Here is a 26,057-nt window from a genome sequence, read left to right on the forward strand (position 1 = left end):
AGGGCGGACCGCAAGGCATTGAGGAGAAGCTCATGGCCGGCGCAAAAGAGATACGTAGTAAGATCGCAAGCGTCCAGAACACGCAGAAGATCACTAAAGCGATGGAGATGGTCGCCGCTTCCAAAATGCGTAAATCGCAGGATCGCATGGCGGCCAGCCGTCCTTATGCAGAGACCATGCGCAAAGTGATTGGTCACCTTGCGAATGGTAATCTGGAATATAAGCACCCTTACCTGGAAGAACGCGACGTTAAACGCGTGGGCTACCTGGTGGTGTCGACCGACCGTGGTCTGTGTGGTGGCTTGAACATTAACCTGTTCAAAAAGCTGCTGGCGGATATGAAAACATGGTCCGATAAAGGCGTTCAGTGCGATATCGCAATGATTGGCTCTAAGGGCGTGTCTTTCTTTAACTCCGTTGGCGGAAACGTGATCGCTCAGGTAACCGGCATGGGGGATAACCCTTCCCTGTCCGAACTGATCGGTCCGGTTAAAGTGATGCTGCAGGCCTACGATGAAGGTCGTCTGGACAAACTGTACGTTGTCAGCAACAAATTTATTAACACCATGTCTCAGACGCCAACCATCACTCAACTGCTGCCTCTGCCGGCATCAGATGATGATGAATTGAAGCGTAAATCTTGGGATTACCTGTATGAGCCAGACCCGAAAGCGCTGCTGGATACCTTGCTGCGTCGTTATGTCGAGTCTCAGGTTTATCAGGGCGTGGTAGAAAACCTGGCCAGCGAGCAGGCCGCACGTATGGTGGCGATGAAAGCCGCGACCGACAATGGCGGCAGCCTGATTAAAGAGCTGCAGTTGGTATACAACAAAGCTCGTCAGGCCAGCATTACTCAGGAACTCACCGAAATCGTCGGTGGTGCATCCGCGGTATAACCAGGTTAATTCGTAGAGGATTCAAGATGGCTACTGGAAAAATTGTCCAGGTAATCGGCGCCGTGGTTGACGTCGAATTCCCTCAGGATGCCGTACCGCGCGTGTACGATGCTCTTGAGGTTATGAATGGTAAAGAGAGCCTGGTGCTGGAAGTTCAGCAGCAGCTCGGCGGCGGTATCGTACGTACCATCGCCATGGGTTCTTCCGACGGTCTGCGTCGTGGTCTGGAAGTTAAAGACCTCGAACACCCGATCGAAGTCCCGGTAGGTAAAGCAACCCTGGGTCGTATCATGAACGTCCTGGGTCACCCGATCGACATGAAAGGCGATATCGGTGAAGAAGAGCGTTGGGCTATCCACCGCGCAGCACCTTCCTACGAAGAGCTGTCCAGCTCTCAGGAACTGCTGGAAACCGGCATCAAAGTTATCGACCTGATGTGTCCGTTCGCTAAGGGCGGTAAAGTCGGTCTGTTCGGTGGTGCGGGTGTAGGTAAAACCGTAAACATGATGGAGCTGATCCGTAACATCGCGATCGAACACTCCGGTTACTCCGTGTTTGCGGGCGTAGGTGAACGTACTCGTGAGGGTAACGACTTCTACCACGAAATGACCGACTCCAACGTACTGGACAAAGTGTCCCTGGTATATGGCCAGATGAACGAGCCGCCGGGAAACCGTCTGCGCGTTGCACTGACCGGTCTGACCATGGCTGAGAAGTTCCGTGACGAAGGTCGTGACGTTCTGCTGTTCGTTGATAACATCTACCGTTACACCCTGGCCGGTACAGAAGTATCTGCACTGCTGGGTCGTATGCCATCAGCGGTAGGCTACCAGCCGACCCTGGCGGAAGAGATGGGTGTTCTTCAGGAACGTATCACCTCTACCAAAACCGGTTCTATCACCTCCGTTCAGGCGGTATACGTACCTGCGGATGACTTGACTGACCCGTCCCCAGCAACCACCTTTGCTCACTTGGATGCAACCGTGGTACTGAGCCGTCAGATCGCTTCTCTGGGTATCTACCCGGCAGTTGACCCGCTGGACTCCACCAGCCGTCAGTTGGATCCGCTGGTTGTTGGTCAGGAACACTACGACACAGCGCGTGGCGTACAGTCCCTGCTGCAGCGTTATCAGGAACTGAAAGACATCATCGCCATCCTGGGTATGGATGAACTGTCTGAAGAAGATAAACTGGTGGTAGCACGTGCGCGTAAGATCCAGCGCTTCCTGTCCCAGCCGTTCTTCGTTGCGGAAGTATTCACCGGTTCTCCGGGTAAATACGTTTCCCTGAAAGACACCATCCGTGGCTTTAAAGGCATCATGGAAGGCGAATACGACCACCTGCCAGAGCAGGCGTTCTACATGGTTGGTTCTATCGACGAAGCCGTGGAAAAAGCCAAAAAACTTTAACGCCTTAATCGGAGGGTGATATGGCAATGACTTACCACCTGGACGTCGTCAGCGCAGAGCAACAAATGTTCTCTGGTCTGGTCGAGAAAATCCAGGTAACGGGTAGTGAAGGTGAACTGGGTATTTTCCCGGGTCACGCACCGCTGCTCACCGCCATTAAGCCTGGTATGATCCGCATCGTTAAACAGTTCGGTCATGAAGAGTTTATCTATCTGTCCGGCGGCATTCTCGAAGTGCAGCCTGGCAGCGTGACCGTACTGGCTGATACCGCGATTCGCGGACAGGATCTCGATGAAGCGAGAGCCCTGGAAGCGAAGCGTAAGGCTGAAGAGCACATTAAGAGCTCTCATGGTGACGTGGATTACGCTCAGGCATCTGCGGAACTGGCCAAAGCGATCGCGAAACTGCGCGTTATCGAGTTGACCAAAAAAGCGATGTAACACCGGCTTGAAAAGCACAAAGGCCAGTCTGGTTTCCAGGCTGGCTTTTTTTATGGATTTGTTTCAGTAAAAGTGGAACTAAAAAGCTGTTTTATTATTTTGTGATTTACATCACAAAAATATTGATCGGTTAAAAAATGAGGCGTAAACTCTTTTTTGTGTGATGTGTGTCACAAAATTAATTCAGATAAAAACAGGATACCAACATGAAATTGTTTAACAAAATCATCGCCCTTTTCAGCAGCATGGACGTTTAGTCTTCCCTTAACTGCTCTGTGGCGCGATGCTTCATACGGTTACCTGCTCGCGCCATCTGTTAATAAATTCCCCTCCCCCGTATTATCATTTGTACTCTTTCCTTTTAAAACTGTATTTCTCCTGTCTGTTTTCTCTGCTTCTCACTGAATCATATTAATAAAATTGTATTTTTCTTTTGTAGCTCTTTATTCATGCAGTAAAAAAATAGCAAAAACATTAACCTAAGGCTTTAATAAAAGCAGACTCCTGGTTTTTGGGAGACAAAAGACGCCGAAATAGATGAAAATAGACAGTTATCAGAGGGGAAATTTCCCCGATTGAACGTTTTATCTTCGGTCCATTTCACGCTGAAAAAAATGTAGTATTTTCAATGTGAAACGGTATAAATTCGTTCTCAAATTACAGTCAGGACGTGTATGTTGAATAATGCTATGAGCGTCGTGATCCTTGCCGCAGGCAAAGGCACGCGTATGTATTCCGATCTCCCTAAAGTGCTGCATACCCTCGCAGGAAAACCGATGGTTCAGCATGTCATTGATGCTGCTAATGAATTAGGTGCGACTCACGTACATCTGGTCTACGGGCACGGTGGTGATTTGCTCAAGCAGACGCTGAAAGATGGCAATCTAAACTGGGTTTTGCAGGCAGAGCAGTTGGGCACCGGCCATGCAATGCAGCAGGCAGCGCCATTCTTTGGTGATGACGAAGACATTTTAATGCTCTATGGCGATGTGCCGCTGATCTCTACCGATACCTTGCGTCGCCTGCGTGAAGCCAAACCGCAGGGTGGCATTGGCTTGTTAACGGTAAAACTGGACGACCCGTCCGGTTATGGGCGTATTACGCGTGAAAACGGTAACGTCACCGGTATCGTTGAGCATAAAGATGCAACCGACGAGCAGCGGCAAATCCAGGAAATCAACACCGGTATTCTGATTGCCAATGGCGCAGACATGAAACGCTGGCTGTCCAAACTGACTAATAACAATGTGCAGGGTGAATACTACATCACCGATATCATTGCGATGGCATACCAGGAAGGGCGCGAAATTGCTGCGGTACATCCGGCACGTATTAGCGAAACGGAAGGGGTGAATAACCGTCTTCAGTTATCCCGTCTGGAGCGCGTGTATCAGTCCGAGCAGGCAGAAAAACTGCTGTTAGCGGGCGTGATGCTGCGCGATCCTGCACGTTTTGATCTTCGCGGTACGCTTATTCACGGGCGCGATGTTGAAATTGATACTAACGTTATCATTGAAGGTAACGTAACCGTTGGGGATCGCGTCAAGATTGGCGCTGGCTGTATCATCAAAAACAGCGTGATTGGTGAGGGGTGTGAGCTTAGCCCGTACAGTGTGGTGGAAGATGCCCATCTGGAAGCCGCTTGCACCATCGGTCCATTCGCGCGTCTGCGCCCGGGTGCAGAGCTGCAGGAAGGCGCACACGTGGGTAACTTCGTCGAAATGAAAAAAGCGCGTCTGGGTAAAGGCTCTAAAGCTGGTCATTTGACCTATCTGGGCGATGCGGAAATTGGCGATAACGTGAATATCGGCGCGGGTACGATCACCTGTAACTACGATGGTGCCAATAAGTTTAAAACCATTATTGGTGATGATGTGTTTGTGGGTTCTGATACTCAGCTGGTGGCACCTGTCACCGTGGGTAAAGGTGCGACGATTGCAGCAGGAACCACCGTAACGCGTAATGTCGCTGATAACGAATTGGTATTAAGCCGTGTACCTCAGGTCCATAAACAGGGCTGGCAGCGTCCGGTGAAGAAGAAGTAATTTATTTTTGCCGGATGGCGGCTTTGCCTTATCCGGCCTACGTGCGGTGACGTTCTGTAGGCCTGATAAGCGTGAGCGCCATCAGGCAGACAAGAGATGAGGGGATAATATAATCCTCCGCTCAACAAGCAGTACCTATAAAAATAACCCCACTCTCTACAAGGCTCGGGGCGCCCGGAATACGGGTATCAGGTTGACCGACAACGACAGGCACAATGCCTAAATTCGGAATCAAAAAATATGTGTGGAATTGTTGGCGCTATCGCGCAGCGTGATGTAGCTGAAATCCTTCTCGAAGGTTTACGTCGTCTGGAATATCGTGGTTATGACTCTGCTGGTCTGGCCGTTGTCGATGCTGAAGGCAACATGACCCGTCTGCGTCGTTTGGGTAAAGTGCAGATGCTGACTGCTGCTGCGGAAGAACATCCGCTGCATGGTGGTACTGGTATTGCTCACACCCGCTGGGCGACACACGGTGAACCTTCAGAAGCGAACGCGCATCCCCATGTTTCTGAACACATTGTTGTGGTGCATAACGGCATCATTGAAAACCATGAACCACTGCGTGAGCTGTTGAAAACGCGTGGCTACACCTTTGTTTCTGAAACCGACACCGAAGTGATTGCTCACCTGGTGCACTGGGAGCTGGAACAGGGTGGTACGCTGCGTGAAGCCGTGCTGCGCACTATTCCGCAGCTGCGCGGTGCCTACGGCACGGTGATCATGGATACCCGTAACCCGGAAACCCTGCTGGCGGCCCGTTCTGGCAGCCCGCTGGTGATTGGTCTGGGTATGGGTGAGAACTTTATTGCTTCCGATCAGCTGGCACTGCTGCCGGTAACCCGTCGCTTCATCTTCCTGGAAGAGGGCGACATCGCGGAAGTAACCCGTCGTTCGGTCTCTATTTTCGACAAGTCTGGCGCGGAAGTGAAACGTCAGGATATCGAATCTAATCTGCAATACGATGCGGGCGAAAAAGGTATTTATCGCCACTACATGCAGAAAGAGATCTACGAACAGCCGAACGCAATTAAAAACACGCTGACCGGCCGTATCAGCCACGGTGAAGTGGATTTAAGCGAGCTGGGTTCGCATGCCAACGAGCTGCTGTCTCAGGTTGAGCATATCCAGATTATCGCCTGCGGTACGTCGTACAACTCCGGTATGGTGTCCCGCTACTGGTTTGAATCGCTGGCTGGCATTCCTTGTGATGTCGAAATTGCTTCCGAATTCCGCTATCGCAAATCCGCCGTGCGTCGTAACAGCCTGATGATCACCCTTTCCCAGTCTGGTGAAACGGCAGATACCCTGGCGGGTCTGCGCTTATCCAAAGAGTTGGGCTATCTGGGCTCGCTGGCTATTTGTAACGTACCGGGCTCTTCTCTGGTGCGCGAATCCGACCTGGCGATGATGACCAATGCCGGTACCGAAATCGGCGTGGCCTCCACGAAAGCATTTACCACTCAGCTGACCGTTCTGCTGATGCTGGTGGCGAAACTGTCTCGTCTGAAAGGCCTGGATGTGGCTATTGAGCAGGAAATCGTTCACGGTCTGCAGGCGCTGCCGAGCCGTATTGAGCAGATGCTGTCTCAGGACAAACGCATTGCCGCTCTGGCTGAAGGATTCTCTGATAAACACCATGCGCTGTTCCTGGGCCGCGGCGATCAGTACCCGATTGCGCTGGAAGGTGCGCTGAAGCTGAAAGAGATCTCTTATATTCACGCTGAAGCTTATGCCGCAGGCGAGCTGAAACACGGTCCGCTGGCGCTGATTGATGCCGATATGCCGGTTATCGTGGTTGCGCCGAACAACGAACTGCTGGAAAAACTGAAGTCCAACATTGAAGAAGTTCGCGCCCGTGGCGGTCAGCTGTACGTCTTTGCTGACCAGGATGCTGGCTTTACCAGCAGCGAAAACATGCACATCATTGAGATGCCGCATGTGGAAGAGGTGATTGCACCGATCTTCTATACCGTTCCGCTGCAGTTGCTGGCGTATCATGTGGCGCTGATTAAAGGCACCGACGTGGATCAGCCGCGTAACCTGGCGAAGTCGGTTACCGTAGAGTAATCCGTACCTAACTGAACTGAAAATGCCCTGCTATAAGCGGGGCATTTTTTTAAACTTGTTCTGTTTTTAATCAATTATCCCGCCTGTTTTATGTGACAAACCGTCATCTTCAGCTACTGTTTGCAGTGTCATAAAAAGAAAATTTTAGCGAAATGTTATTGTCATGGTAATGGTTAACGTTTTGTTTTAAATGTATTTTTAGGTAAATAACTTCTCGTATTTTTCATTGTCATAAAACTGTCATATTTCGTACATTTAACTGTCACCTGTTTGTCCTATTTTGCTCACAGTAGCAACTCAAACAACGATTTACGAAAACCGTGCAGGAGACATTATGAAAGTTATGCGTACCACTGTCGCAACTGTTGTCGCCGCGACCTTATCCATGAGCGCGTTCTCTGCGTTTGCAGCAGCGAGCCTGACAGGTGCAGGTGCAACCTTCCCTGCGCCAGTGTATGCCAAATGGGCAGATACCTATCAGAAAGAGACCGGTAGCAAAGTAAACTACCAGGGTATCGGCTCCTCCGGTGGTGTAAAACAAATTACGGCCAATACCGTTGATTTCGGCGCTTCTGATGCCCCGCTGTCTGACGAGAAACTGGCACAAGAAGGCCTGTTCCAGTTCCCGACCGTTATCGGCGGTGTGGTGCTGGCGGTGAATATCCCTGGACTGAAATCCGGCGAGCTGGTGCTTGATGGTAAAACGCTGGGCGACATCTACCTCGGTAAAATTAAGAAGTGGGATGACGAAGCCATCACCAAACTGAACCCAGGTCTGAAGCTGCCTTCGCAGAATATCGCTGTTGTGCGCCGCGCTGATGGTTCCGGTACTTCCTTCGTCTTCACTAGCTACCTGGCGAAAGTGAACGAAGAGTGGAAATCTAAAATTGGTTCTGGCTCTACCGTAAACTGGCCGACCGGTCTGGGCGGTAAAGGTAACGACGGTATCGCCGCGTTCGTACAGCGTCTGCCGGGTTCTATCGGTTACGTTGAGTACGCTTACGCTAAGCAGAACAACCTGGCGTACACCAAGCTGGTCTCTGCTGATGGTAAACCGGTAAGCCCGACCGAAGAAAACTTTGCCAACGCCGCTAAAGGCGCTGACTGGAGCAAAACTTTCGCTCAGGATCTGACTAACCAGAAAGGTGACGATGCGTGGCCAATCACTTCCACCACCTTCATCCTCGTCCATAAAGAGCAGAAGAAGCCTGAGCAGGGCGTTGAAGTGCTGAAATTCTTCGACTGGGCATACAAAAATGGTGGCAAACAGGCTAATGACCTGGATTACGCCAGCCTGCCGGACAGCGTGGTTGAGCAGATTCGTGCTGCATGGAAGACCAACGTGAAAGACAGCAGCGGTAAAGCGCTGTACTAATAGAATATCTTTAACGAGTTGGCGGATGGCGCTACGCTTATCCGCCCTACAGTTCCGACTGTAGGCCCAATTTGTAGGCCGGATAAGCGTAGCGCCATCCGGCAGGGCAATTTCGTAAACGCGTTTAACTTAAAGAGTGATTTATGGCTGCAACCAAGCCTGCTTTTAACCCACCGGGTAAAAAGGGTGACATGATATTCAGCGCGCTGGTAAAACTGGCTGCGCTGATTGTGCTATTGATGTTGGGTGGCATTATTGTCTCTCTGGTTATCTCCTCCTGGCCAAGCATTCAGAAATTTGGTTTCTCCTTTTTGTGGACCAAAGACTGGGATGCGCCGAACGATATCTACGGCGCGCTGGTACCGATTTACGGTACGCTGGTCACCTCGTTTATTGCATTGCTGATTGCCGTTCCGGTGAGTTTCGGCATTGCGTTATTCCTGACGGAACTTGCACCTGGCTGGCTGCGTCGCCCGTTGGGTATCGCTATTGAACTGCTGGCAGCAATTCCGAGTATCGTATACGGCATGTGGGGCCTGTTTATCTTTGCCCCGCTGTTTGCGACGTACTTCCAGGAGCCGGTCGGAAACATCCTTTCCAACATTCCGTTTGTTGGCGCACTGTTTGCTGGCCCGGCGTTTGGTATCGGTATTCTGGCGGCTGGTGTGATCCTCGCTATCATGATCATTCCGTACATTGCTGCGGTTATGCGTGATGTGTTCGAACAAACGCCGGTGCTTATGAAAGAGTCAGCCTACGGCATCGGCTGTACCACCTGGGAAGTTATCTGGCGTATCGTCCTGCCGTTCACCAAAAATGGTGTGATCGGTGGTGTGATGCTGGGTCTGGGCCGCGCGCTGGGTGAAACCATGGCGGTGACCTTTATCATTGGTAACACCTACCAGCTCGATAGCGCCTCGCTGTACATGCCGGGCAACAGTATTACCTCTGCGCTGGCGAATGAATTTGCCGAAGCGGAATCGGGGCTGCACGTTGCTGCGTTGATGGAACTGGGTCTGATTCTGTTTGTGATCACCTTCATCGTACTGGCGGCGTCTAAGTTCATGATCATGCGCCTTGCGAAGAACGAGGGGGCACGCTAATGGCTACGCTTGAAATGCAAAACACCACTGCGCTGGCGGAGTCCCGCCGTAAAATGCAGGCACGTCGCCGTCTGAAGAACCGCATCGCGCTGACGCTCTCTATGGCGACCATGGCGTTCGGTCTGTTCTGGCTCATTTGGATCCTGATGTCCACGATCACCCGTGGTATTGACGGTATGTCGCTGGCGCTGTTCACCGAAATGACGCCTCCGCCGAATACAGCGGGTGGTGGTCTGGCGAACGCCCTGGCCGGTAGCGGACTGTTAATTCTGTGGGCGACCGTGTTTGGTACTCCGCTTGGCATTATGGCGGGTATCTACCTGGCAGAGTACGGACGTAAGTCCTGGCTGGCTGAGGTTATCCGCTTTATCAATGACATTCTGCTGTCTGCGCCATCAATCGTAGTCGGTCTGTTCGTTTACACCATCGTGGTAGCAAAAATGGAGCACTTCTCTGGCTGGGCGGGCGTTATCGCGCTGGCGCTGCTGCAGGTGCCCATTGTTATCCGTACCACGGAGAACATGCTCAAGCTGGTGCCGGATAGCCTGCGTGAAGCTGCCTATGCACTGGGTACGCCGAAATGGAAGATGATTTCTGCGATCACCCTGAAGGCGTCTGTCTCGGGGATCATTACAGGTGTTCTGTTAGCGATTGCTCGTATCGCAGGTGAAACGGCTCCGCTGCTGTTTACGTCGCTCTCCAACCAGTTCTGGAGCACCGACATGATGCAGCCTATCGCCAACCTGCCGGTCACTATCTTTAAGTTTGCTATGAGCCCGTTTGCTGAGTGGCAGCAACTGGCCTGGGCCGGGGTACTGATTATTACCCTGTGCGTACTGCTGCTGAACATTCTGGCGCGCGTCATTTTCGCGAAGAAGAAACACGGTTAATTTTTACGGCGTGGCTGATGCGGCGCCGGATGAGGAAGAGATTGAAATGAGTATGGTTGATACTGCCCCGGGTAAGATTCAGGTTCGTGATTTGAACTTCTACTATGGCAAATTCCATGCCCTGAAGAACATCAACCTGGATATAGCTAAAAACCAGGTAACGGCGTTTATCGGGCCGTCAGGCTGTGGTAAATCGACGCTGCTGCGTACGTTCAACAAAATGTTTGAACTGTACCCGGAGCAGCGTGCGGAAGGTGAAATCCTGCTGGATGGCGACAATATTCTCACCAATACCCAGGATATCGCTCTGCTGCGTGCCAAAGTGGGCATGGTATTTCAGAAGCCGACGCCGTTCCCTATGTCCATCTACGACAACATTGCTTTTGGCGTACGTCTGTTTGAGAAACTCTCGCGTGCAGATATGGACGAGCGTGTGCAGTGGGCATTGACCAAGGCCGCATTGTGGAACGAAACCAAAGATAAATTACACCAGAGCGGGTACTCTCTCTCGGGTGGTCAGCAGCAGCGCCTGTGTATTGCGCGTGGTATCGCCATTCGCCCGGAAGTGCTTCTGCTTGATGAGCCATGTTCAGCGCTCGACCCTATTTCTACCGGGCGTATCGAAGAGCTGATCACTGAGCTAAAAGAGGATTACACCGTCGTTATCGTTACCCACAACATGCAGCAGGCTGCGCGTTGTTCCGATCACACGGCATTTATGTACCTGGGCGAGTTGATTGAGTTCAGCAACACGGACGATCTGTTCACCAAGCCCGCGAAGAAACAAACTGAAGATTACATCACCGGTCGTTACGGCTGATTCAGGAGCTTGTTGTGGATAACCTTAACCTTAATAAACATATTTCCGGCCAGTTCAATGCAGAGCTGGAAAGCATCCGTACCCAGGTGATGACCATGGGCGGCATGGTCGAGCAGCAGCTTTCTGATGCAATCACGGCGATGCACAACCAGGACAGCGAGCTGGCGAAGCGCGTCATTGAAGGCGATAAGAACGTTAACATGATGGAAGTGGCGATCGACGAAGCCTGCGTGCGTATCATCGCCAAGCGTCAACCGACAGCGAGCGACCTGCGTCTGGTGATGGCTATTATCAAAACCATCGCTGAGCTGGAACGTATTGGTGACGTGGCGGACAAAATTTGCCGTACCGCGCTGGAGAAGTTCTCGCAACAGCACCAGCCGCTGCTGGTAAGCCTGGAATCACTGGGCCGCCACACCGTACAAATGCTGCATGACGTGCTGGATGCGTTTGCGCGTATGGATCTGGACGAAGCAGTGCGTATTTATCGCGAAGATAAGAAAGTTGACCAGGAATATGAAGGCATCGTGCGTCAGCTGATGACTTATATGATGGAAGACCCACGTACCATTCCAAGCGTGCTGACCGCGCTGTTTTGCGCACGTTCCATCGAACGTATCGGTGACCGCTGCCAGAATATCTGCGAATATATCTTCTACTTCGTGAAGGGACAAGACTTCCGTCACGTGGGCGGGGATGAGCTGGATAAGCTGCTGGCGGGCAAAGATCCGAAGGAATAAGCAGCTTGTTGCGTGCGCCGGATTCCCCCGGCGTCGCTATTGTAGGCCGGATAAGGCGTTACGCCGCATCCGGCATTCTGCGCCATTCACCTGATGGCGCTTTGCTTATCGGGCCTACTGTTTATTCGACGATATTCCAACCCCGCGCCTTCCACAATTCCGGCAACTGTGCCAGATCGGTAAACGTCGTCACTTTTGGATGATCGATCGGTTTGTTATGCGGATCGGCGCAGAAGTAGAACACTTCCATCCCGGCGGCAATCCCCGCCTGCGCGCCTGCGCTGGAATCATCAACCAGAATGCAGTTCTCAACATTAACATCCATCGCTTTCGCTGCATGGAACATCAGGGCAGGATCGGGCTTCCAACGCTGAATATCGTAGCCGCTGAACAGTAAATCAGGGAAATGGTGCAACATGCCCAGCTTCCCCAGCGAATGCTGCATTTTGCTGACCGGACCGTTAGAGACCACACACATTGGTACGGCCATGCTGTCCAGTAGCGCATTGGCACCGGCAATCACCTCCAGTTCCGTATCGAACAGACGTGCGACCTCAGCGCGGTAAACCGGTTCTAAATCGGCTTTTGCCAGTTCGACACCGTGCTCTTCGTTGATAATGTCGATGATCTCGTACAGCTTTACCCCCTTGAAGCGTTTGAAAATTTCTTCAAGATCGAGCGTAATGCCAAACGCCTGGAACATGCTGACATACGCGCGAGAACAAATCACTTCACTGTCGACAAGGGTACCGTCACAGTCAAAAAATACGGCTTCTATCTGGGACATGTCATTTCCGTTTTAACAAGTTTAACGTTTTCGTAATGCATTATTGGGCGACGCAATCGTTGCCGTATAAGCAAAATCAATGAAAAAAGTTGCTCATAACCCAACCCTATTGTCGCATTTTGGTATAGGATAGCGACGAATTTTCCCTCCTTGTTCGGAAATTGATAATGAGTCAACAACACACAACCCAGGCTTCTGGCCAGGGGATGCTGGAACGCGTGTTCAAACTGCGCGAACATGGCACGACGGCACGGACCGAAGTGATCGCCGGTTTAACGACCTTCCTGACGATGGTGTATATCGTTTTTGTTAACCCGCAAATTCTTGGCGTGGCTGGCATGGATACCAGCGCTGTCTTTGTTACCACCTGCCTTATTGCTGCATTTGGTAGCATCCTGATGGGCCTGTTTGCCAACCTGCCGGTCGCACTTGCGCCTGCTATGGGCCTGAACGCATTCTTCGCTTTCGTGGTCGTTGGCGCGATGGGGCTGTCATGGCAGATTGGTATGGGCGCTATCTTCTGGGGCGCTGTTGGTCTGCTGCTGCTGACGATTTTCCGCGTTCGTTACTGGATGATTGCCAATATCCCGGTTAGCCTGCGTGTGGGGATCACCAGCGGTATTGGTCTGTTCATCGGCATGATGGGGCTGAAAAACGCCGGTGTTATCGTCGCCAACAAAGACACGCTGGTGTCTATCGGTAACCTGACGTCCCACAGCGTACTGCTCGGTATCCTGGGCTTCTTTATCATCGCGATTCTGGCGTCCCGTAACATTCACGCGGCGGTGCTGATTTCTATCATCGTAACCACGCTGCTGGGCTGGATGCTTGGCGATGTTCATTACAACGGTATCGTTTCTGCGCCACCGAGCGTGATGTCCGTTATCGGACATGTCGACCTGGCCGGTTCGTTTAACATTGGCCTGGCGGGTGTGATTTTCTCGTTCATGCTGGTTAACCTGTTCGACTCCTCCGGTACGCTGATTGGCGTTACGGATAAAGCCGGTCTGGCGGATGCGAAGGGCAAGTTCCCGCGCATGAAGCAAGCGCTGTATGTGGATAGCGTGTCGTCGGTTACCGGGGCGTTTATCGGGACTTCTTCCGTTACTGCGTATATCGAATCTTCTTCCGGGGTTTCGGTCGGTGGACGTACCGGTCTGACCGCCGTGGTCGTTGGTCTGCTGTTCCTGCTGGTTATCTTCCTGTCGCCGCTGGCGGGGATGGTACCGGGCTATGCAGCAGCAGGTGCGCTGATTTACGTTGGCGTCCTGATGACATCAAGCCTGTCGCGCGTGAAGTGGGATGACCTTACAGAAGCGGTTCCGGCGTTTATTACTGCCGTGATGATGCCATTTAGCTTCTCAATTACCGAAGGTATTGCGCTGGGCTTTATTTCTTACTGCGTGATGAAGATTGGTACCGGACGTTTCCGCGATCTCAGCCCGTGCGTCATCATTGTCGCGCTGCTGTTTGTGCTGAAGATTGTGTTTATCGACGCGCACTAATCGTTGTTTATTTGCCCATATATCAACAAGCCCGGCATATCGCCGGGCTTTTTCTTTTACGCTTTCACGCGCTGAATGTAGTCGCCAAATGCGGTCAATTGACCGGTCAGATGGTCCAGCGTGCTTTGGTCGATCACTTCACCTGTCTGCGGGTCTACTTTGTTCTGAATGACGCCGCCCATAAATTCCGGCTTGTTCATTACCATGGCATCGAGGAATACCAGGATCTGACGCAGATGATACTGGCAGCGCGCGCCACCAATAGCGCCCATAGAACTGGTCTGGATCAGCACCGGCTTACCCGATAATGGCTGATCGGGCAGGCGGGACAGCCAGTCAATGGCGTTCTTCAGTCCGCCCGGAACAGAATAGTTATATTCAGGAGTGACGATGACGACACCGTCAGCCTTTCTGATTTGCTCAGCCAGTGCTTCTACGATGGCCGGAAAACCCTCTTCCTGTTGGAGGTCGGCATCGTACAGAGGGATATCACCAATCGACGGCAGCGCGTTCACTTCCATTCCCGCTGGAGCAATCTTGGGCAGCGTACGGGCAACCATTCCATTAAACGAACCTTTGCGCAGACTTCCCAGTAACGTAACAACATTCAATGTTTCAGACATGGTGGCTCCTGTTTCATCATGAAGGTTAAATCAAAGCGTATGGCTCTTCGCTGCACATAATTGAGAGAACCGGATCAGACGACCCGTTGGCTCATTGGCGCGAGTCTGGATATCAGGCAAAATTTTCCAGTCCTGTTTACCATCAAACTCCCAAACTTTGAGTTTTTCAATGGTTGGCGTAACCGCAACTGACCACACCAGTACATCTTCCGCATCGCAAATGGCTTCAACCTGCGCCACATGGGCACATTTCAGGCGCCCTGCGCCGGGTAAAAGCTGGAGCTCGCGCGGATCGTCATTGCACACATCGCCAGTGAGTTTGAGTACGCTCTGGCGCAATGTAATGAGCTGCGCGCGTGCTTCGTTGGGGTCGTTTTGGTTATTGATCCACAGGTTTTCGTTACTGGAGAAGCGCCACGTTTCCGCTGAATTTGGATTGTGAAACCCGCGGGTGGCCCGCTGAAGTTCCATATCCAGGCCGCACGTTCCTTCAGTTGTTAGCACAACGCCGACGATATTCCCGGCATAGGAAATCGAAAAACCTGGCAGGTTCTTATCGCGAAAAACGGGCTTACCTTTGGCCTGAGTAACAATTTCGGGCAGCGTGCTGGTGCCGTAAAGCATAAACATCAGTTCAGCGAGAAGACTTCGGGAAGCCAGGAAACGTGTCCGGCGATGAGCGGGTAGATCTCTTGCTTCGATATGACATGGAGAAGGGAGGCGAGCTGAAACCAGGTGTCCCTCCGTAAGAATCCCTCTGGCAAAATGTGTCGCCATTTGTCGCTCCGTGATTAATGGTCCGTGATTATTACCAGAGTAACATTTACACGGCTTCCGGGCAGGCTTTGCTGCCCAAAAACTAAGCGAAAATGGGAGACATTACGCGATATTTACATTTCTGTTGCCAGAATGGTCGATTTAGCAACACCAAAACGAAGGATCGTCAGGAGATATCGCGATAAAGCGCCTTGATCGTGTCTTTTAGCCAGACGATCTTAGGATTGTGGCTGTTGCGTTTATGCCAAAGAAGAGTGAACGGTACGCGCATTTTTTCCAGTTGCGCCGTATCAAATGGCATCGGCCGTGCAACGAGTGGAAGCTGGTGGAGTTGGTTATAACGCTGGCAATAGACCGGTGCGGTGGCTATCAGCGCGTGATCCGGCTGCGCGGCCATAAACAGCGATTGCTCAAAACCGGGCAGACATAACGCGATATTGCGTGCGCGTCCCATTTCTTGCAGGACTTCATCCAGCGCCCATGTATCGCTTTGTTCCCAACTAATGCTGATGTGCGGATAGCGCAGAAAGGTGTCCAGATTCCACTCTTCCTGCAGTGCGGGATGATCTTCACGTAGCCAGACGCAGGGCAGATCGGAAAACAGCACTTCATGGTCGATCGACAATGGCAACAAACTCAGCAGTTCGCGCGAACGCGGATGGCTTTCGCGCCCGGTAAAGCCAATATCCACTTCACCGCGAATAATGGCATCCAGCGAATCATAGTCCCAGTTGCGTATTTTGATTGTCGCCTGGGGATAGCGCTGATAAATCTGCTGGGAGAGCGCATTGAACATGATCATTACTAACGGCGTTTCGGCCGCCAGATCAAACTTCAGCCCGCGTGGAGACTCATGGTGTGGCTTATCGAGCAACTGATTGCCCATCTGCATCCATTCAGCAAGGCTCTGCTCCATGCTGACCATCAGCGGCGTCGGTGATAGCCCCAGCGGGGTGTTCACAAACAAGGGATCGTCAAACCAGGTCCGCAGCTTCGACAGCGACTTACTGACCGCCGACGGTGTGACGTTCATCCGTTTGGCGGTTTTAGTGACGCTGCGTTCCTGCATCAACAGCTGCAGGCAGAGCAATAAATTAAGATCGAGACTGCTGAGGGATTTCTTCATGAGTTGGCGCGGACCGGTTAGGTGCAACAGTGATAATCAGCATGATACTCACTATGCTACAGCCAATCAGAATCCCGAACAGCATATTCAGCGCATCAAGGCCAAGAACCGCCGCCAGCCAAATCCACAGAGAGGAACCGCAAACCTGGGCAATACCTAATGCCGAGCTGGCGACGCCCGCGCGCAGCGAGAACGGCCCAAGCGCCTGGCTCATCGCAACACCGAAGCCGACCGAGAATCCGGCGCAGATTAACGTCAGCCCGAGAAGCGTTACTGCGTGTGAAGTGGCAAGGGTTAACACCACGCCGGCACACAGAAACAGCACCTGTGAGGTCAGCATCAGAACGCGAGGCTTAAATACGCTCAGAGCAAATGGCGTAGAGAAAGAGACCGCCATACTGATGCCTGCGGTCATGGCCATCGTGGTGGCATACTCACCACGGTCGAAGCCCATCACTTCCATCAGCAGCACCGGAGACGTATTCACGAAGGTCAGGATCACCGACACGCTGAGGGTGGTAATGGCCAGACGGCTTAAGAAAAAGCGGTTTACCAGTGATTCGGTCGTGTGGTTCTTTTCCGTCGTCGCCATAAGCGTTGCTGGGCGCGATTCTCGCAGGACAAACACCGACAGCAGGCAAACAGCCACACCCATTCCCATCATCGTGTAGAACAGGCTCTGCCACGGGTATTTGAGCATGATCAGATGCCCCATCACCGGAGCCAGCACCGGCACGATACAGGTAATACCGTTCAACAACGACAGTACCTTCGCCCGACGGCGATCGTCGAGTGTGTCGCGCAGGATGGCGAAAGCCACCACGTAGCAACAGCCCGCACCTACGCCCTGAATAAAACGACCTATGAGGAATGGCGTACCGCTTTCGGCGAAAGAACATAGCGCAGAGGCGAAAATAAAGATGAGTGCGCCGACTATGGCGACCGGTTTGCGACCTGACTGGTCGGCAATTTTACCGGCGAACAGCATCGCCGTCGCCATTCCTGCCAGATATACCGAAAACGCGATATGCAGTTGCGCCTCGCTGGCCTGTAAATCGGCAGCAATACGGGGCAGCCCCACCAGATACATATCAATACCGGCAGGATAAAGAAGAACCAGGGCGAAACTGCAGATTAGAAAGCGTGTCATAGCGACCTCATAAGAAATGTGGCGCTAAGCATACGGTCAGAGAGTCAACAGCACGAGTTGCCATTTGGACAACAGTGATTTCCTGTTAGGAAATTATTATTGATTCGGAATGTATTTATATTGGTTAAGAAATGTGCGAGATAAGATGAATTAAATATAACCATGCAAAGTTAAAGGGATTGGTGTGGAAATAGTTGGTGATAATACTTGTGTTACGAGTATAAACCCGAAAGGAAAAATCGTTTACTGTCGTGGAGAACAGCATAAATACTGGCTTGAACTGCAGTTCGTCGATGAGAACAACATTCCTGTATGCGGACTTAATGTCAGGCTGGAATATCGTCCGCTGACATCATCAGTGTGGCATCAGCATGAAAACAGCTACAGCCCAACGCCTCCCCCCAACCCTCCGGCGGGCGTTACCGACAATCAAGGATTGGTCCGGTTTGATGATCTTTACTGGATAACTGTAGACGTTAAGACGGATGGGCAGCAACTGGCTGACGAGATGACACTGCGGCCACTGGGCGTCAGGCGTAATCCTAACAGCCAGCCAGAGAGTAAAAATATGTTCTGGTCGGGCCTCCGTGACAATAGCTGGCGATCGAATGTACAGGAAATAACAGAAGCGGCTAATCATGTGTATCACTATGTCACTATCGGGGAGTTATGCGACCGCCTGCCGTTGATTGAAGGCTGGGATGAACCGGAGGCTCCGGAATTCCATTTCCCACCGAATCGCTCCTTGAAGGGGACGGAGATCCCCTGCGAGTTACTGGAAAAAAGACACGTTATTGAAATCTGTCCATTTCGGGCATGGGTATTGGCATTGCACGACACAAAAGACTATGACCTCGCCAACGCACTGAATCTCGGTATTATGGCTGACCTGGTTTATGCGGCAGAAAAAGATAATAAAACTATCAACTATTTCTTCCGGAATAAGTGTCAGGATCTATCATGCATTCCTCAGTTTGCTGAATTTCCTTCCTGGTACCACACGTTGGCGGTCGATGTTCCTTTTCATGACCGCTATCTCCCACCAGTGTATCTGAGCACGAAAGATAGTGATCAACCGGAGGGGGACTCCCGGCTCTTTACGGTGGAATGTGGCACGCATGTGCTGGTTGCATGGTGCGGGACTGATAGTCTGTTGAATGTGCTAACTGATTTATCATTTGCACCAAAACGTTGCCTGCCGGAACTGGCTGGGGCGGGAAATGTTCATGGAGGATTTCTGGAGGCTTATGAGCTAGCTAAACGGAAATTCAAGGAACAGCTAGATTCTGTTAAGGCAATGTTAGATAAAGAGAAAAAACTTTTTATCTGCGGGCATAGCTTAGGCGGTGCGTTAGCATTGCTATATGCAGGAGAGATGAAAACCAACCAGCCTATACTGTATACCTACGGAATGCCGCGTACATTTACCCGTGCGGCCATATCTTTTCTGGACAGCATTACCCATTACCGGCACGTCAACGACAATGACTCAATTACACAAATCCCTCCGGATGCTGATTTGGATAACGCTTTTTATAAGAAATGGGGACTGCTGGGAGACAAGCTGGGGTTTGACTGGTCACTGACGACTGCTGCCGGTCTTGGGGGCGCAGTTCGGGATCTGACTTATCAGTCTGTGGGACTTGTAGATAAAAAAGATCCTTACTGGCATCACGGTAAAACGGTGGTTTTTTTCTTGGCTGAGCAGTGTTCAATGCGGGTTGCCAGCCCGAACCACAAAACTCTACTTGATGGACAGATCTACACACGCCATTTTGTGGGGGTGAAACTATATCTGGTTCCTTCTCTGAATGATGAATGTCTGAAATCTAGCGGTAAGCATCAGGAAACGTTCATCCAGTGCCTCGCACCGCATGCTCTGACAAAGACCTTTCCGAAAAATACCAATCCAACGCTGAACGGTTTAGGTACGGACCCGCAAAACCATTCGATGGCGCACCGCTATTTGCCCTACATCCATAATCAACTGCTTGAACTGGCAAATCCGGAGCTAAAGATGAGAAGAAAAGAAATGCGGATGCGCTTTCGCGATGAGGTTGAGAAAAGTGCATCCAGTAACGGGCAGCCGGATGAGTTCCAGCGTAACCGTGAATTTCTGATGCTTCAGGATTTACTGCCGATAGCCCTGCAACTCACGGAGTCTGATGTAATTGGCCGCAATGCCCTGACCCGTTTCGCGGCGGTGACGGAGGAAAGCGTTGAATTATTTTAATAGAATTAACGTCATTGTGTTAACTATCGCACCACTTTGCGGTTGCGGAGATAACACAGATCAGACACTTTCCCCTCCTGATAATGCCCGACGTGTCAGCGTTTCATTCCGGATGCCAGAGGGCATCACTCTAATGCCGATGCAGATTCTTTACCGCTCTGAAAAGTGTATGGATAAAAGCTATAACTCCAGCTTTGAATCTTATCCTGTGCAGGGATACAACGGTTTTACGCAGCCTTTCGTCCGGCAGGGTATGGGGGGGCTGTGGCATATCAGTATTGCCATTGATGGTGGCGGGCCGTGCCAGTGGCAGCTAAATTCACTGAGAGTAAGTTTCAGGATTGCGGATAATATTCCACTGGTGAAAGGAAAAGAAGTCATTGAGACCAGTTATATCTTTGATTTTGGAGATTATGGCCTCAGTGACGGGTATGGGACAGGGAGGGCAAAAGAGGTCAGTGGAGATCTTGACTTAAAAACTGATTTTTTCCCTATGGTGGCAAACCATATTGATAACACAACGAGTTTGAAATTATTTGGTGGAAATACCGGCCCCGAAAAATGGCGAAGGCGTTTTCGGCTTAGGAATACTCAAACCATTCTTATTGAGCCAGTCATTCATTTCGATAAAGTTGTTACTTTGACACCTCCAGATGCTCCAGGCAAACTTACGGCAATTTATCCCGATGGCAGTAGTGAAAAGATACCGCATATTTATCCCAGCTATGAAAAATTGCTGTCGATTCGCAGCTGTAACGGAGGAAAGCGTTGAATTATTTTAAGAGAACCATCGTTATTATGTTAACTATCGCACCACTTTACGGTTGCGGAGATAACACAGATCAGACACTTTCCCCTCCTGATAATGCCCAACGTGTCAGAGTGTCATTCCGGATGCCAGAGGGCATCACTCTAATGCCGATGCAGATTCTTTACCGTTCTGAAAAGTGTATGGATAAAAGCTATAACTCCAGCTTTGAATCTTATCCTGTGCAGGGATACAACGGTTTTACGCAGCCTTTCGTCCGGCAGGGTATGGGGGGGCTGTGGCATATCAGTATTGCCATTGATGGTGGCGGGCCGTGCCAGTGGCAGCTAAATTCACTGAGAGTAAGTTTCAGGATTGCGGATAATATTCCACTGGTGAAAGGAAAAGAAGTCATTGAGACCAGTTATATCTTTGATTTTGGAGATTATGGCCTCAGTGACGGGTATGGGACAGGGAGGGCAAAAGAGGTCAGTGGAGATCTTGACTTAAAAACGGATTATTTCCCTGAAGTATTTATTAGCCATTTATTTAATCAAACAACATTGAACTTATTTGGTGGAAATACCGGCCCTGAAAAATGGCGAAGGCGTTTTCGGCTTAGGAATACTCAAAACATCCTTATTGAGCCAGTCATTCATTTCGATAAAGTTGTTATATTGACACCTCCAGATGCTCCAGGCAAACTTACGGCAACTTATCCCGATGGCAGTAGTGAAAAGATCCCGCATATTTATCCCAGCTATGAAAAATTGCTGTCGATGAAATGATGATTTATGTAGTTCCCGCCAGAGAATGTGCTGGCGGGATTTTTCATTAATGGCCAATTTCTGAAGAATTACTTACCAATACAGAAGCTGGAGAAAATCCGTCCCAGCAGATCGTCGGAGGTAAATTCTCCGGTGATCTCACTGAGGTTCTGCTGCGCAAGGCGTAGCTCCTCAGCCAGCAATTCTCCGGCCCATGCTCCGAGCAGTTGGGCTTTACCCTGCTCGAGATGCTCTGCAGCTTCTGCCAGCGCCTGCAGGTGACGACGACGGGCCAGAAAGCCGCCTTCCATATTGGTTTCAAAGCCCATGCTCTGTTTGAGATGATTACGCAGTACGTCAACGCCTTCACCGGTACGCGCGGAGAGGCGAACCAGTGAGTGGCCATTTACTTCGCTAAGGCCCAGCGTCTCACCGGTAATATCCGCTTTGTTACGCACCACGGTGATCGGCAGTTTGGCTGGCAGACGGGCAATAAAGTCTGGCCAGATATCTGCCGGGTCCACGGCGTCGGTGGTGGTGCCATCAACCATAAACAGTACACGGTCGGCCTGTTCAATTTCCTGCCAGGCACGTTCGATACCGATGCGTTCAACTTCGTCGCTGGCATCGCGCAAACCGGCGGTGTCGATGATGTGTAGCGGCATGCCGTCGATATGAATATGCTCACGCAGCACGTCGCGGGTAGTCCCGGCGATATCGGTGACAATGGCCGCCTCACGGCCAGCCAGCGCGTTCAGCAGGCTTGATTTCCCGGCGTTTGGACGCCCGGCAATCACCACCTTCATCCCTTCGCGCAGCAGGCTGCCCTGACGCGCTTCCGCACGTACGGCATCAAGATCGCTGATAACGCTGTTGAGTTGCGCTTCAATCTTGCCGTCAGACAGGAAGTCGATTTCTTCATCCGGGAAGTCGATCGCTGCTTCAACATAGATGCGCAGGTGAGTGAGCGCTTCCACAAGATGATTTACCCGTGCGGAAAATGCGCCCTGCAACGAGTTCAGCGCCGAGCGAGCGGCTTGCTCTGAGCTGGCATCGATCAGGTCGGCAATCGCCTCGGCTTGGGCTAAATCGAGCTTATCATTGAGAAACGCTCGCTCGGAGAATTCACCCGGTCTGGCAATGCGCAGCCCGGGAATGGTCAGAATACGTTTGAGCAGCAGGTCAAGAATCACTGGACCGCCGTGGCCCTGAAGCTCTAAAACGTCTTCGCCGGTAAAGGAGTTTGGGCCGGGGAACCACAGGGCAATCCCCTGATCCAGCGCGCTGCCATCCGCGTCTTTAAACGGCAGATAATCGGCATAACGCGGTTTGGGCAGTTTCCCCAGTACGGTTTCTGCGACCTCACGCGCCTTCAGGCCGGAGATACGCAGGATACCCACGCCACCACGTCCCGGTGGGGTGGCCTGAGCGACGATGGTGTCGTTATGGCTCATGGTTTGTCTCTTCTTAATGCAATAAAAAAGGCGGTCTAATGACCGCCCTTTACTTTATGTTCCGTTTGCCGGATGGCGGCTTCGCCTAATCCGGCCTACACCGAATCAGGAGTTTTTCTTCTCGCGGCTATGCAGGCCACGTTTCTCCAGACCACGGTAAATCAGCTGCTGCTGAATAATGGTTACCAGGTTGCTGACGATATAGTACAGCACCAGACCTGACGGGAACCACAGGAAGAACACGGTGAAGATGACCGGCATAAAGGTCATGATCTTCTGCTGCATCGGGTCGGTTACAGTGGTCGGAGACATCTTCTGAATGAAGAACATCGTCACGCCCATCAGAATCGGCAGGATGTAGTACGGGTCCTGTGCAGACAGGTCATGGATCCACAGAGCGAATGGCGCATGACGCAGTTCAATGGAGCCCATCAGCATGTAGTACAACGCCAGGAAGATTGGCATCTGGATGATCAGCGGGAAGCAGCCGCCCAGCGGGTTAACCTTCTCAGCTTTGTACAGGGCCATCATTTCCTGGCTCTGACGCTGTTTGTCATCGCCCAGACGCTCACGCATAGCCTGAATCTTCGGCTGCAGCATACGCATCTTCGCCATGGAGGTGTACTGCGCTTTGGTCAGCGGGTACATGATGCCACGAACGATAAAGGTGATAACGATGATGGAGAAGCCCCAGTTACCCAGGAAGCTATGGATCCACTTCAGCAGTTTAAACAGCGGCTGAGAAATGAACCACAACCAGCCGTAATCCACGGTCAGATCCAGGTGCGGTGCAACGGCCGCCATTTTATCCTGAATTTCCGGGCCGACCCACAGGGTGCTGGTCATCGCGCCAGTCTGGCCAGGCTGAACCAGTACCGGCTGTGATTTATAGCCGATAGCGGCAATGCCGTTACCCAGGTTAGCGGTATAGAAGTTGTTGGTGCCGTCGTTACGCGGAACCCATGCCGTTGCGAAATACTGTTGCAGCATTGCGACCCAGCCGTCTTTAGCATTGACGTTCAGGTTTTCGTTTTCAGCAATGGTGTCGAATTTGTATTTCTCATACTTCTCATCCGGCGTGGAGTACGCCGCGCCACGGAAGGTGTGCAGCGCAAAGTTGCTGCTACCGGTGTCGCGATGAGATGGCAGATTGATGGATTGCTTCAGCTGACCAAAGGTGGAGATTTCCAGCGGTTTTTCGCCGGCGTTCTGCACGCTGTAGTTAACGTTGACAGCATATTCACCACGCTTAAGAACAAACGTTTTAGTGAATGTGTTACCCGCTGCGTCAGTATAGGTCATCGGGATCTGCAGTTCGTTCTGACCGTCAGCCAGTACAAACGCGTCTTTATCGACGTTGTACAGCGGACGTGGGCCGTTAGCCGGGTTATCCGGGCCGTCACGACCTGTCAGGCCACTCTGTGCCTGGTAGATGAACTGTGGCGTGGTTTCCAGTAACTGGAACGGTTCGGTAGAACCGAGTTCTTTCGGGTAAGCTGGCAGTGAAGCCTGTTCCACATCACCACCACGGGTGTTGATGGTCAGATCAAGCACGTCAGTTTTAACCGTAATCAGTTTCCCCTGGCCACTGGCCGGTACGCCCTGGTCTGCGGCGCTACCCGCTGCGGTGGTCGTTGTCTGCGTGGTCTGTTGGGCCTGAGGTTGCGGGTTTTTATCCTGCTCCCAGGCTTGCCAGATCATGAAAGACACGAACAGCAAAGCGATGACTAAAAGATTGCGTTGCGAATCCATCGTTAGTGTTCTCTGGTATCAAATGGTCCGGGCGGGACGGGATCGTCACCACCAGGGTGTAAAGGGTGGCATTTTAATACGCGTTTCACCGTCAACCAACTGCCTTTTATCACTCCAAACCTGCGCAATGCCTCAATTCCGTAGCTCGAACAGGTTGGAGTGAAACGGCAATGCGGCCCAAGCAGCGGACTGATCAGGCGTTGATAGACCCGAATGAGGGCTATCAGGACCCGCGAGCCAGGCGACAATGGCGACGCCATAATTTTTCCAACGCTTCCGAGAGAGCACGGTTATCGAGGTCAGCAACCCCTTTTTTCGCCACCACCACGAAATCCATTGCTGGAAGCTCGTGCTGACGTAAACGGAAGCTTTCACGCGTCAGACGTTTAATCCGATTGCGTTCATGCGCACGTTTAACATTTTTCTTGGCGACTGTAAGACCGATACGGGGATGCCCCAGCGAATTCAGGCGGCCGAGGATGGTGATTTGCGGCGTGCCAGCCCGTTGTGGCTGCTGGAAGACGAATGTGAAATGAGTGGGAGTTAACAAACGTAACTCCCTGGGAAATGCGAGCTTAACCACTCAGGGGCTAGCTTTTATTACTTAGAAACGGTCAGACGAGAACGGCCTTTAGCACGACGACGTGCCAGAACCTGACGACCATTTTTATTAGCCATACGAGCACGGAAGCCGTGAGAACGGTTGCGCTTCAGTACAGACGGTTGAAAAGTGCGTTTCATGGCGATTTCTACCTAAACTTGAATAAATTCACTGACTTTTGCGTATACCCGAACGAATTTCGAACGACTTACGCCACAGTGTGGGTGATTAAAGAGGCCGGATTGTAATAATTGTACACTCCGGAGTCAATTCTCTTTCCTTATTTCCCGCTTTTTTCCGCATGGTTTCGCGTAAAAAACAGGCAGCGTTGACGCCGTAAGGCGACCGTTACTCGCTGGGGGTAAGAATTATACGGGCTGGTGGATAAAGCGCAAGGATCGCACGGGATCTTTATTAGATCGTTTAAGCAGTAAAGCATCTTTACTCATTAATTTTTTCAATATGCGCGCTAAAACCTGCAGCACTTCTCCAGGATCGTTTACACTTAGCCGATTCTGGATCATCCTGTGGATAAATCGGGAAGAATCTGTGAGAAACAGAAGATCTCTTTCTCAGTTTACGCTATGATCCGCGGTCCTGATCGTTTCAATGGATCCTGATCGGGTAAAAATTGCAGATAGCAATTCGCACGTCACCCTTTGCATAGGGTCTTGTCGATGTGCGTCAACAATCATGAATGTTTCAGCCTTTGTCATTTATCGACTTTTGTTCGAGTGGAGTCCGCC

Annotated in this window: 25 protein-coding genes; 14 read left to right on the forward strand and 11 right to left on the reverse strand. The window is 51.4% G+C overall.

Going from position 1 to position 26,057, the window contains the following annotated elements:
* Positions 1-32 precede the first annotated feature (32 nt).
* The 10 genes from atpG (at position 33) to phoU (ending at position 11,788) form a co-directional block, all read left to right on the forward strand.
* On the forward strand, positions 33-896 hold the full coding sequence (gene atpG / locus LY264_RS24565; protein WP_006687765.1) for a F0F1 ATP synthase subunit gamma: 864 nt from the start codon (positions 33-35) through the stop codon (positions 894-896).
* Positions 897-922: 26 nt separating this feature from the next.
* Positions 923-2,305: a F0F1 ATP synthase subunit beta gene (gene atpD / locus LY264_RS24570; protein ID WP_003023806.1), complete on the forward strand. Its 1,383-nt coding sequence runs from the start codon at positions 923-925 to the stop codon at positions 2,303-2,305.
* 20 nt (positions 2,306-2,325) lie between these two features.
* Positions 2,326-2,745, forward strand: a complete 420-nt coding sequence (locus LY264_RS24575) for a F0F1 ATP synthase subunit epsilon (protein WP_003023809.1) — start codon at positions 2,326-2,328, stop codon at positions 2,743-2,745.
* Between the two features lie 674 nt (positions 2,746-3,419).
* Positions 3,420-4,790: a bifunctional UDP-N-acetylglucosamine diphosphorylase/glucosamine-1-phosphate N-acetyltransferase GlmU gene (gene glmU / locus LY264_RS24580; protein WP_048227373.1), complete on the forward strand. Its 1,371-nt coding sequence runs from the start codon at positions 3,420-3,422 to the stop codon at positions 4,788-4,790.
* Positions 4,791-5,030: 240 nt separating this feature from the next.
* Positions 5,031-6,860: a glutamine--fructose-6-phosphate transaminase (isomerizing) gene (glmS, locus tag LY264_RS24585; RefSeq protein WP_003827031.1), complete on the forward strand. Its 1,830-nt coding sequence runs from the start codon at positions 5,031-5,033 to the stop codon at positions 6,858-6,860.
* Positions 6,861-7,194: 334 nt separating this feature from the next.
* Complete coding sequence (gene pstS, locus LY264_RS24590; RefSeq protein ID WP_003827033.1) at positions 7,195-8,235, forward strand: phosphate ABC transporter substrate-binding protein PstS; 1,041 nt, start codon at positions 7,195-7,197, stop codon at positions 8,233-8,235.
* A gap of 143 nt (positions 8,236-8,378) precedes the next feature.
* Positions 8,379-9,338, forward strand: a complete 960-nt coding sequence (gene pstC / locus LY264_RS24595; protein WP_008786549.1) for a phosphate ABC transporter permease PstC — start codon at positions 8,379-8,381, stop codon at positions 9,336-9,338.
* On the forward strand, positions 9,338-10,228 hold the full coding sequence (gene pstA / locus LY264_RS24600) for a phosphate ABC transporter permease PstA (RefSeq protein ID WP_003827037.1): 891 nt from the start codon (positions 9,338-9,340) through the stop codon (positions 10,226-10,228). Before pstC ends, pstA begins: the two co-directional genes overlap by 1 nt.
* Before the next feature lie 46 nt (positions 10,229-10,274).
* On the forward strand, positions 10,275-11,048 hold the full coding sequence (gene pstB / locus LY264_RS24605) for a phosphate ABC transporter ATP-binding protein PstB (RefSeq protein ID WP_003023821.1): 774 nt from the start codon (positions 10,275-10,277) through the stop codon (positions 11,046-11,048).
* A 14-nt stretch (positions 11,049-11,062) separates the two neighbouring features.
* Positions 11,063-11,788: a phosphate signaling complex protein PhoU gene (gene phoU, locus LY264_RS24610; RefSeq protein WP_003023824.1), complete on the forward strand. Its 726-nt coding sequence runs from the start codon at positions 11,063-11,065 to the stop codon at positions 11,786-11,788.
* A 121-nt stretch (positions 11,789-11,909) separates the two neighbouring features.
* On the opposite strand, the gene yieH is transcribed toward phoU, so the two are convergent.
* The gene (gene yieH, locus LY264_RS24615; RefSeq protein WP_003827040.1) at positions 11,910-12,575 is read right to left on the reverse strand and encodes a 6-phosphogluconate phosphatase; all 666 of its coding nucleotides are present in this window, start codon (positions 12,573-12,575) and stop codon (positions 11,910-11,912) included.
* 167 nt (positions 12,576-12,742) lie between these two features.
* On the opposite strand from yieH, the gene adeP reads away from it, so the two are divergent.
* Positions 12,743-14,080 (forward strand): adenine permease AdeP, encoded by a 1,338-nt coding sequence (gene adeP, locus LY264_RS24620; protein WP_003827042.1) that lies wholly within the window; start codon positions 12,743-12,745, stop codon positions 14,078-14,080.
* A 56-nt stretch (positions 14,081-14,136) separates the two neighbouring features.
* Here the strand turns inward: adeP and LY264_RS24625 are convergent, their stop codons facing one another.
* From LY264_RS24625 to LY264_RS24640, 4 genes are all read right to left on the reverse strand, one after another.
* A complete protein-coding gene (locus LY264_RS24625; RefSeq protein ID WP_048227372.1) occupies positions 14,137-14,703 on the reverse strand; it encodes an NADPH-dependent FMN reductase in 567 nt (188 codons plus the stop codon).
* 30 nt (positions 14,704-14,733) lie between these two features.
* Positions 14,734-15,480, reverse strand: coding sequence for a 4'-phosphopantetheinyl transferase family protein (locus tag LY264_RS24630; RefSeq protein ID WP_048227371.1), 747 nt, complete (start codon positions 15,478-15,480; stop codon positions 14,734-14,736).
* Positions 15,481-15,646: 166 nt separating this feature from the next.
* Positions 15,647-16,606, reverse strand: coding sequence for an HTH-type transcriptional regulator YidZ (gene yidZ / locus LY264_RS24635; protein ID WP_003827051.1), 960 nt, complete (start codon positions 16,604-16,606; stop codon positions 15,647-15,649).
* Positions 16,575-17,756: an MFS transporter gene (locus LY264_RS24640; protein WP_048227370.1), complete on the reverse strand. Its 1,182-nt coding sequence runs from the start codon at positions 17,754-17,756 to the stop codon at positions 16,575-16,577. Before LY264_RS24640 ends, yidZ begins: the two co-directional genes overlap by 32 nt.
* Positions 17,757-17,940: 184 nt before the next feature.
* Here LY264_RS24640 and LY264_RS24645 point away from each other — a divergent pair, with 184 nt between their 5' ends.
* Genes LY264_RS24645 through LY264_RS24655 form a run of 3 tightly spaced genes read left to right on the forward strand, consistent with a single transcriptional unit; the run spans position 17,941 to position 21,525 of the window.
* Positions 17,941-19,989, forward strand: a complete 2,049-nt coding sequence (locus LY264_RS24645) for a lipase family protein (RefSeq protein ID WP_048227369.1) — start codon at positions 17,941-17,943, stop codon at positions 19,987-19,989.
* A complete protein-coding gene (locus LY264_RS24650; protein ID WP_167493791.1) occupies positions 19,976-20,761 on the forward strand; it encodes a hypothetical protein in 786 nt (261 codons plus the stop codon). Before LY264_RS24645 ends, LY264_RS24650 begins: the two co-directional genes overlap by 14 nt.
* On the forward strand, positions 20,758-21,525 hold the full coding sequence (locus LY264_RS24655; protein WP_244298659.1) for a hypothetical protein: 768 nt from the start codon (positions 20,758-20,760) through the stop codon (positions 21,523-21,525). The genes LY264_RS24650 and LY264_RS24655 overlap by 4 nt, the downstream gene beginning before the upstream one ends.
* A 68-nt stretch (positions 21,526-21,593) precedes the next feature.
* Here the strand turns inward: LY264_RS24655 and mnmE are convergent, their stop codons facing one another.
* The 6 genes from mnmE to LY264_RS26030 form a co-directional block, all read right to left on the reverse strand.
* Positions 21,594-22,958, reverse strand: a complete 1,365-nt coding sequence (mnmE, locus tag LY264_RS24660; protein ID WP_032945460.1) for a tRNA uridine-5-carboxymethylaminomethyl(34) synthesis GTPase MnmE — start codon at positions 22,956-22,958, stop codon at positions 21,594-21,596.
* A gap of 105 nt (positions 22,959-23,063) precedes the next feature.
* Positions 23,064-24,710: a membrane protein insertase YidC gene (gene yidC / locus LY264_RS24665; protein WP_003827058.1), complete on the reverse strand. Its 1,647-nt coding sequence runs from the start codon at positions 24,708-24,710 to the stop codon at positions 23,064-23,066.
* A gap of 2 nt (positions 24,711-24,712) precedes the next feature.
* The gene (gene yidD, locus LY264_RS24670) at positions 24,713-24,970 is read right to left on the reverse strand and encodes a membrane protein insertion efficiency factor YidD (RefSeq protein ID WP_003023846.1); all 258 of its coding nucleotides are present in this window, start codon (positions 24,968-24,970) and stop codon (positions 24,713-24,715) included.
* Positions 24,934-25,293, reverse strand: a complete 360-nt coding sequence (gene rnpA / locus LY264_RS24675; protein WP_003844432.1) for a ribonuclease P protein component — start codon at positions 25,291-25,293, stop codon at positions 24,934-24,936. Before rnpA ends, yidD begins: the two co-directional genes overlap by 37 nt.
* A gap of 17 nt (positions 25,294-25,310) precedes the next feature.
* Positions 25,311-25,451: a 50S ribosomal protein L34 gene (gene rpmH, locus LY264_RS24680; RefSeq protein WP_003023858.1), complete on the reverse strand. Its 141-nt coding sequence runs from the start codon at positions 25,449-25,451 to the stop codon at positions 25,311-25,313.
* Positions 25,452-25,679: 228 nt separating this feature from the next.
* Complete coding sequence (locus LY264_RS26030) at positions 25,680-25,835, reverse strand: hypothetical protein (protein ID WP_418657320.1); 156 nt, start codon at positions 25,833-25,835, stop codon at positions 25,680-25,682.
* Positions 25,836-26,057: the final 222 nt, after the last annotated feature.

The sequence above is a fragment of the Citrobacter portucalensis genome (genome assembly GCF_023374935.1).
GTDB lineage: Bacteria > Pseudomonadota > Gammaproteobacteria > Enterobacterales > Enterobacteriaceae > Citrobacter > Citrobacter portucalensis.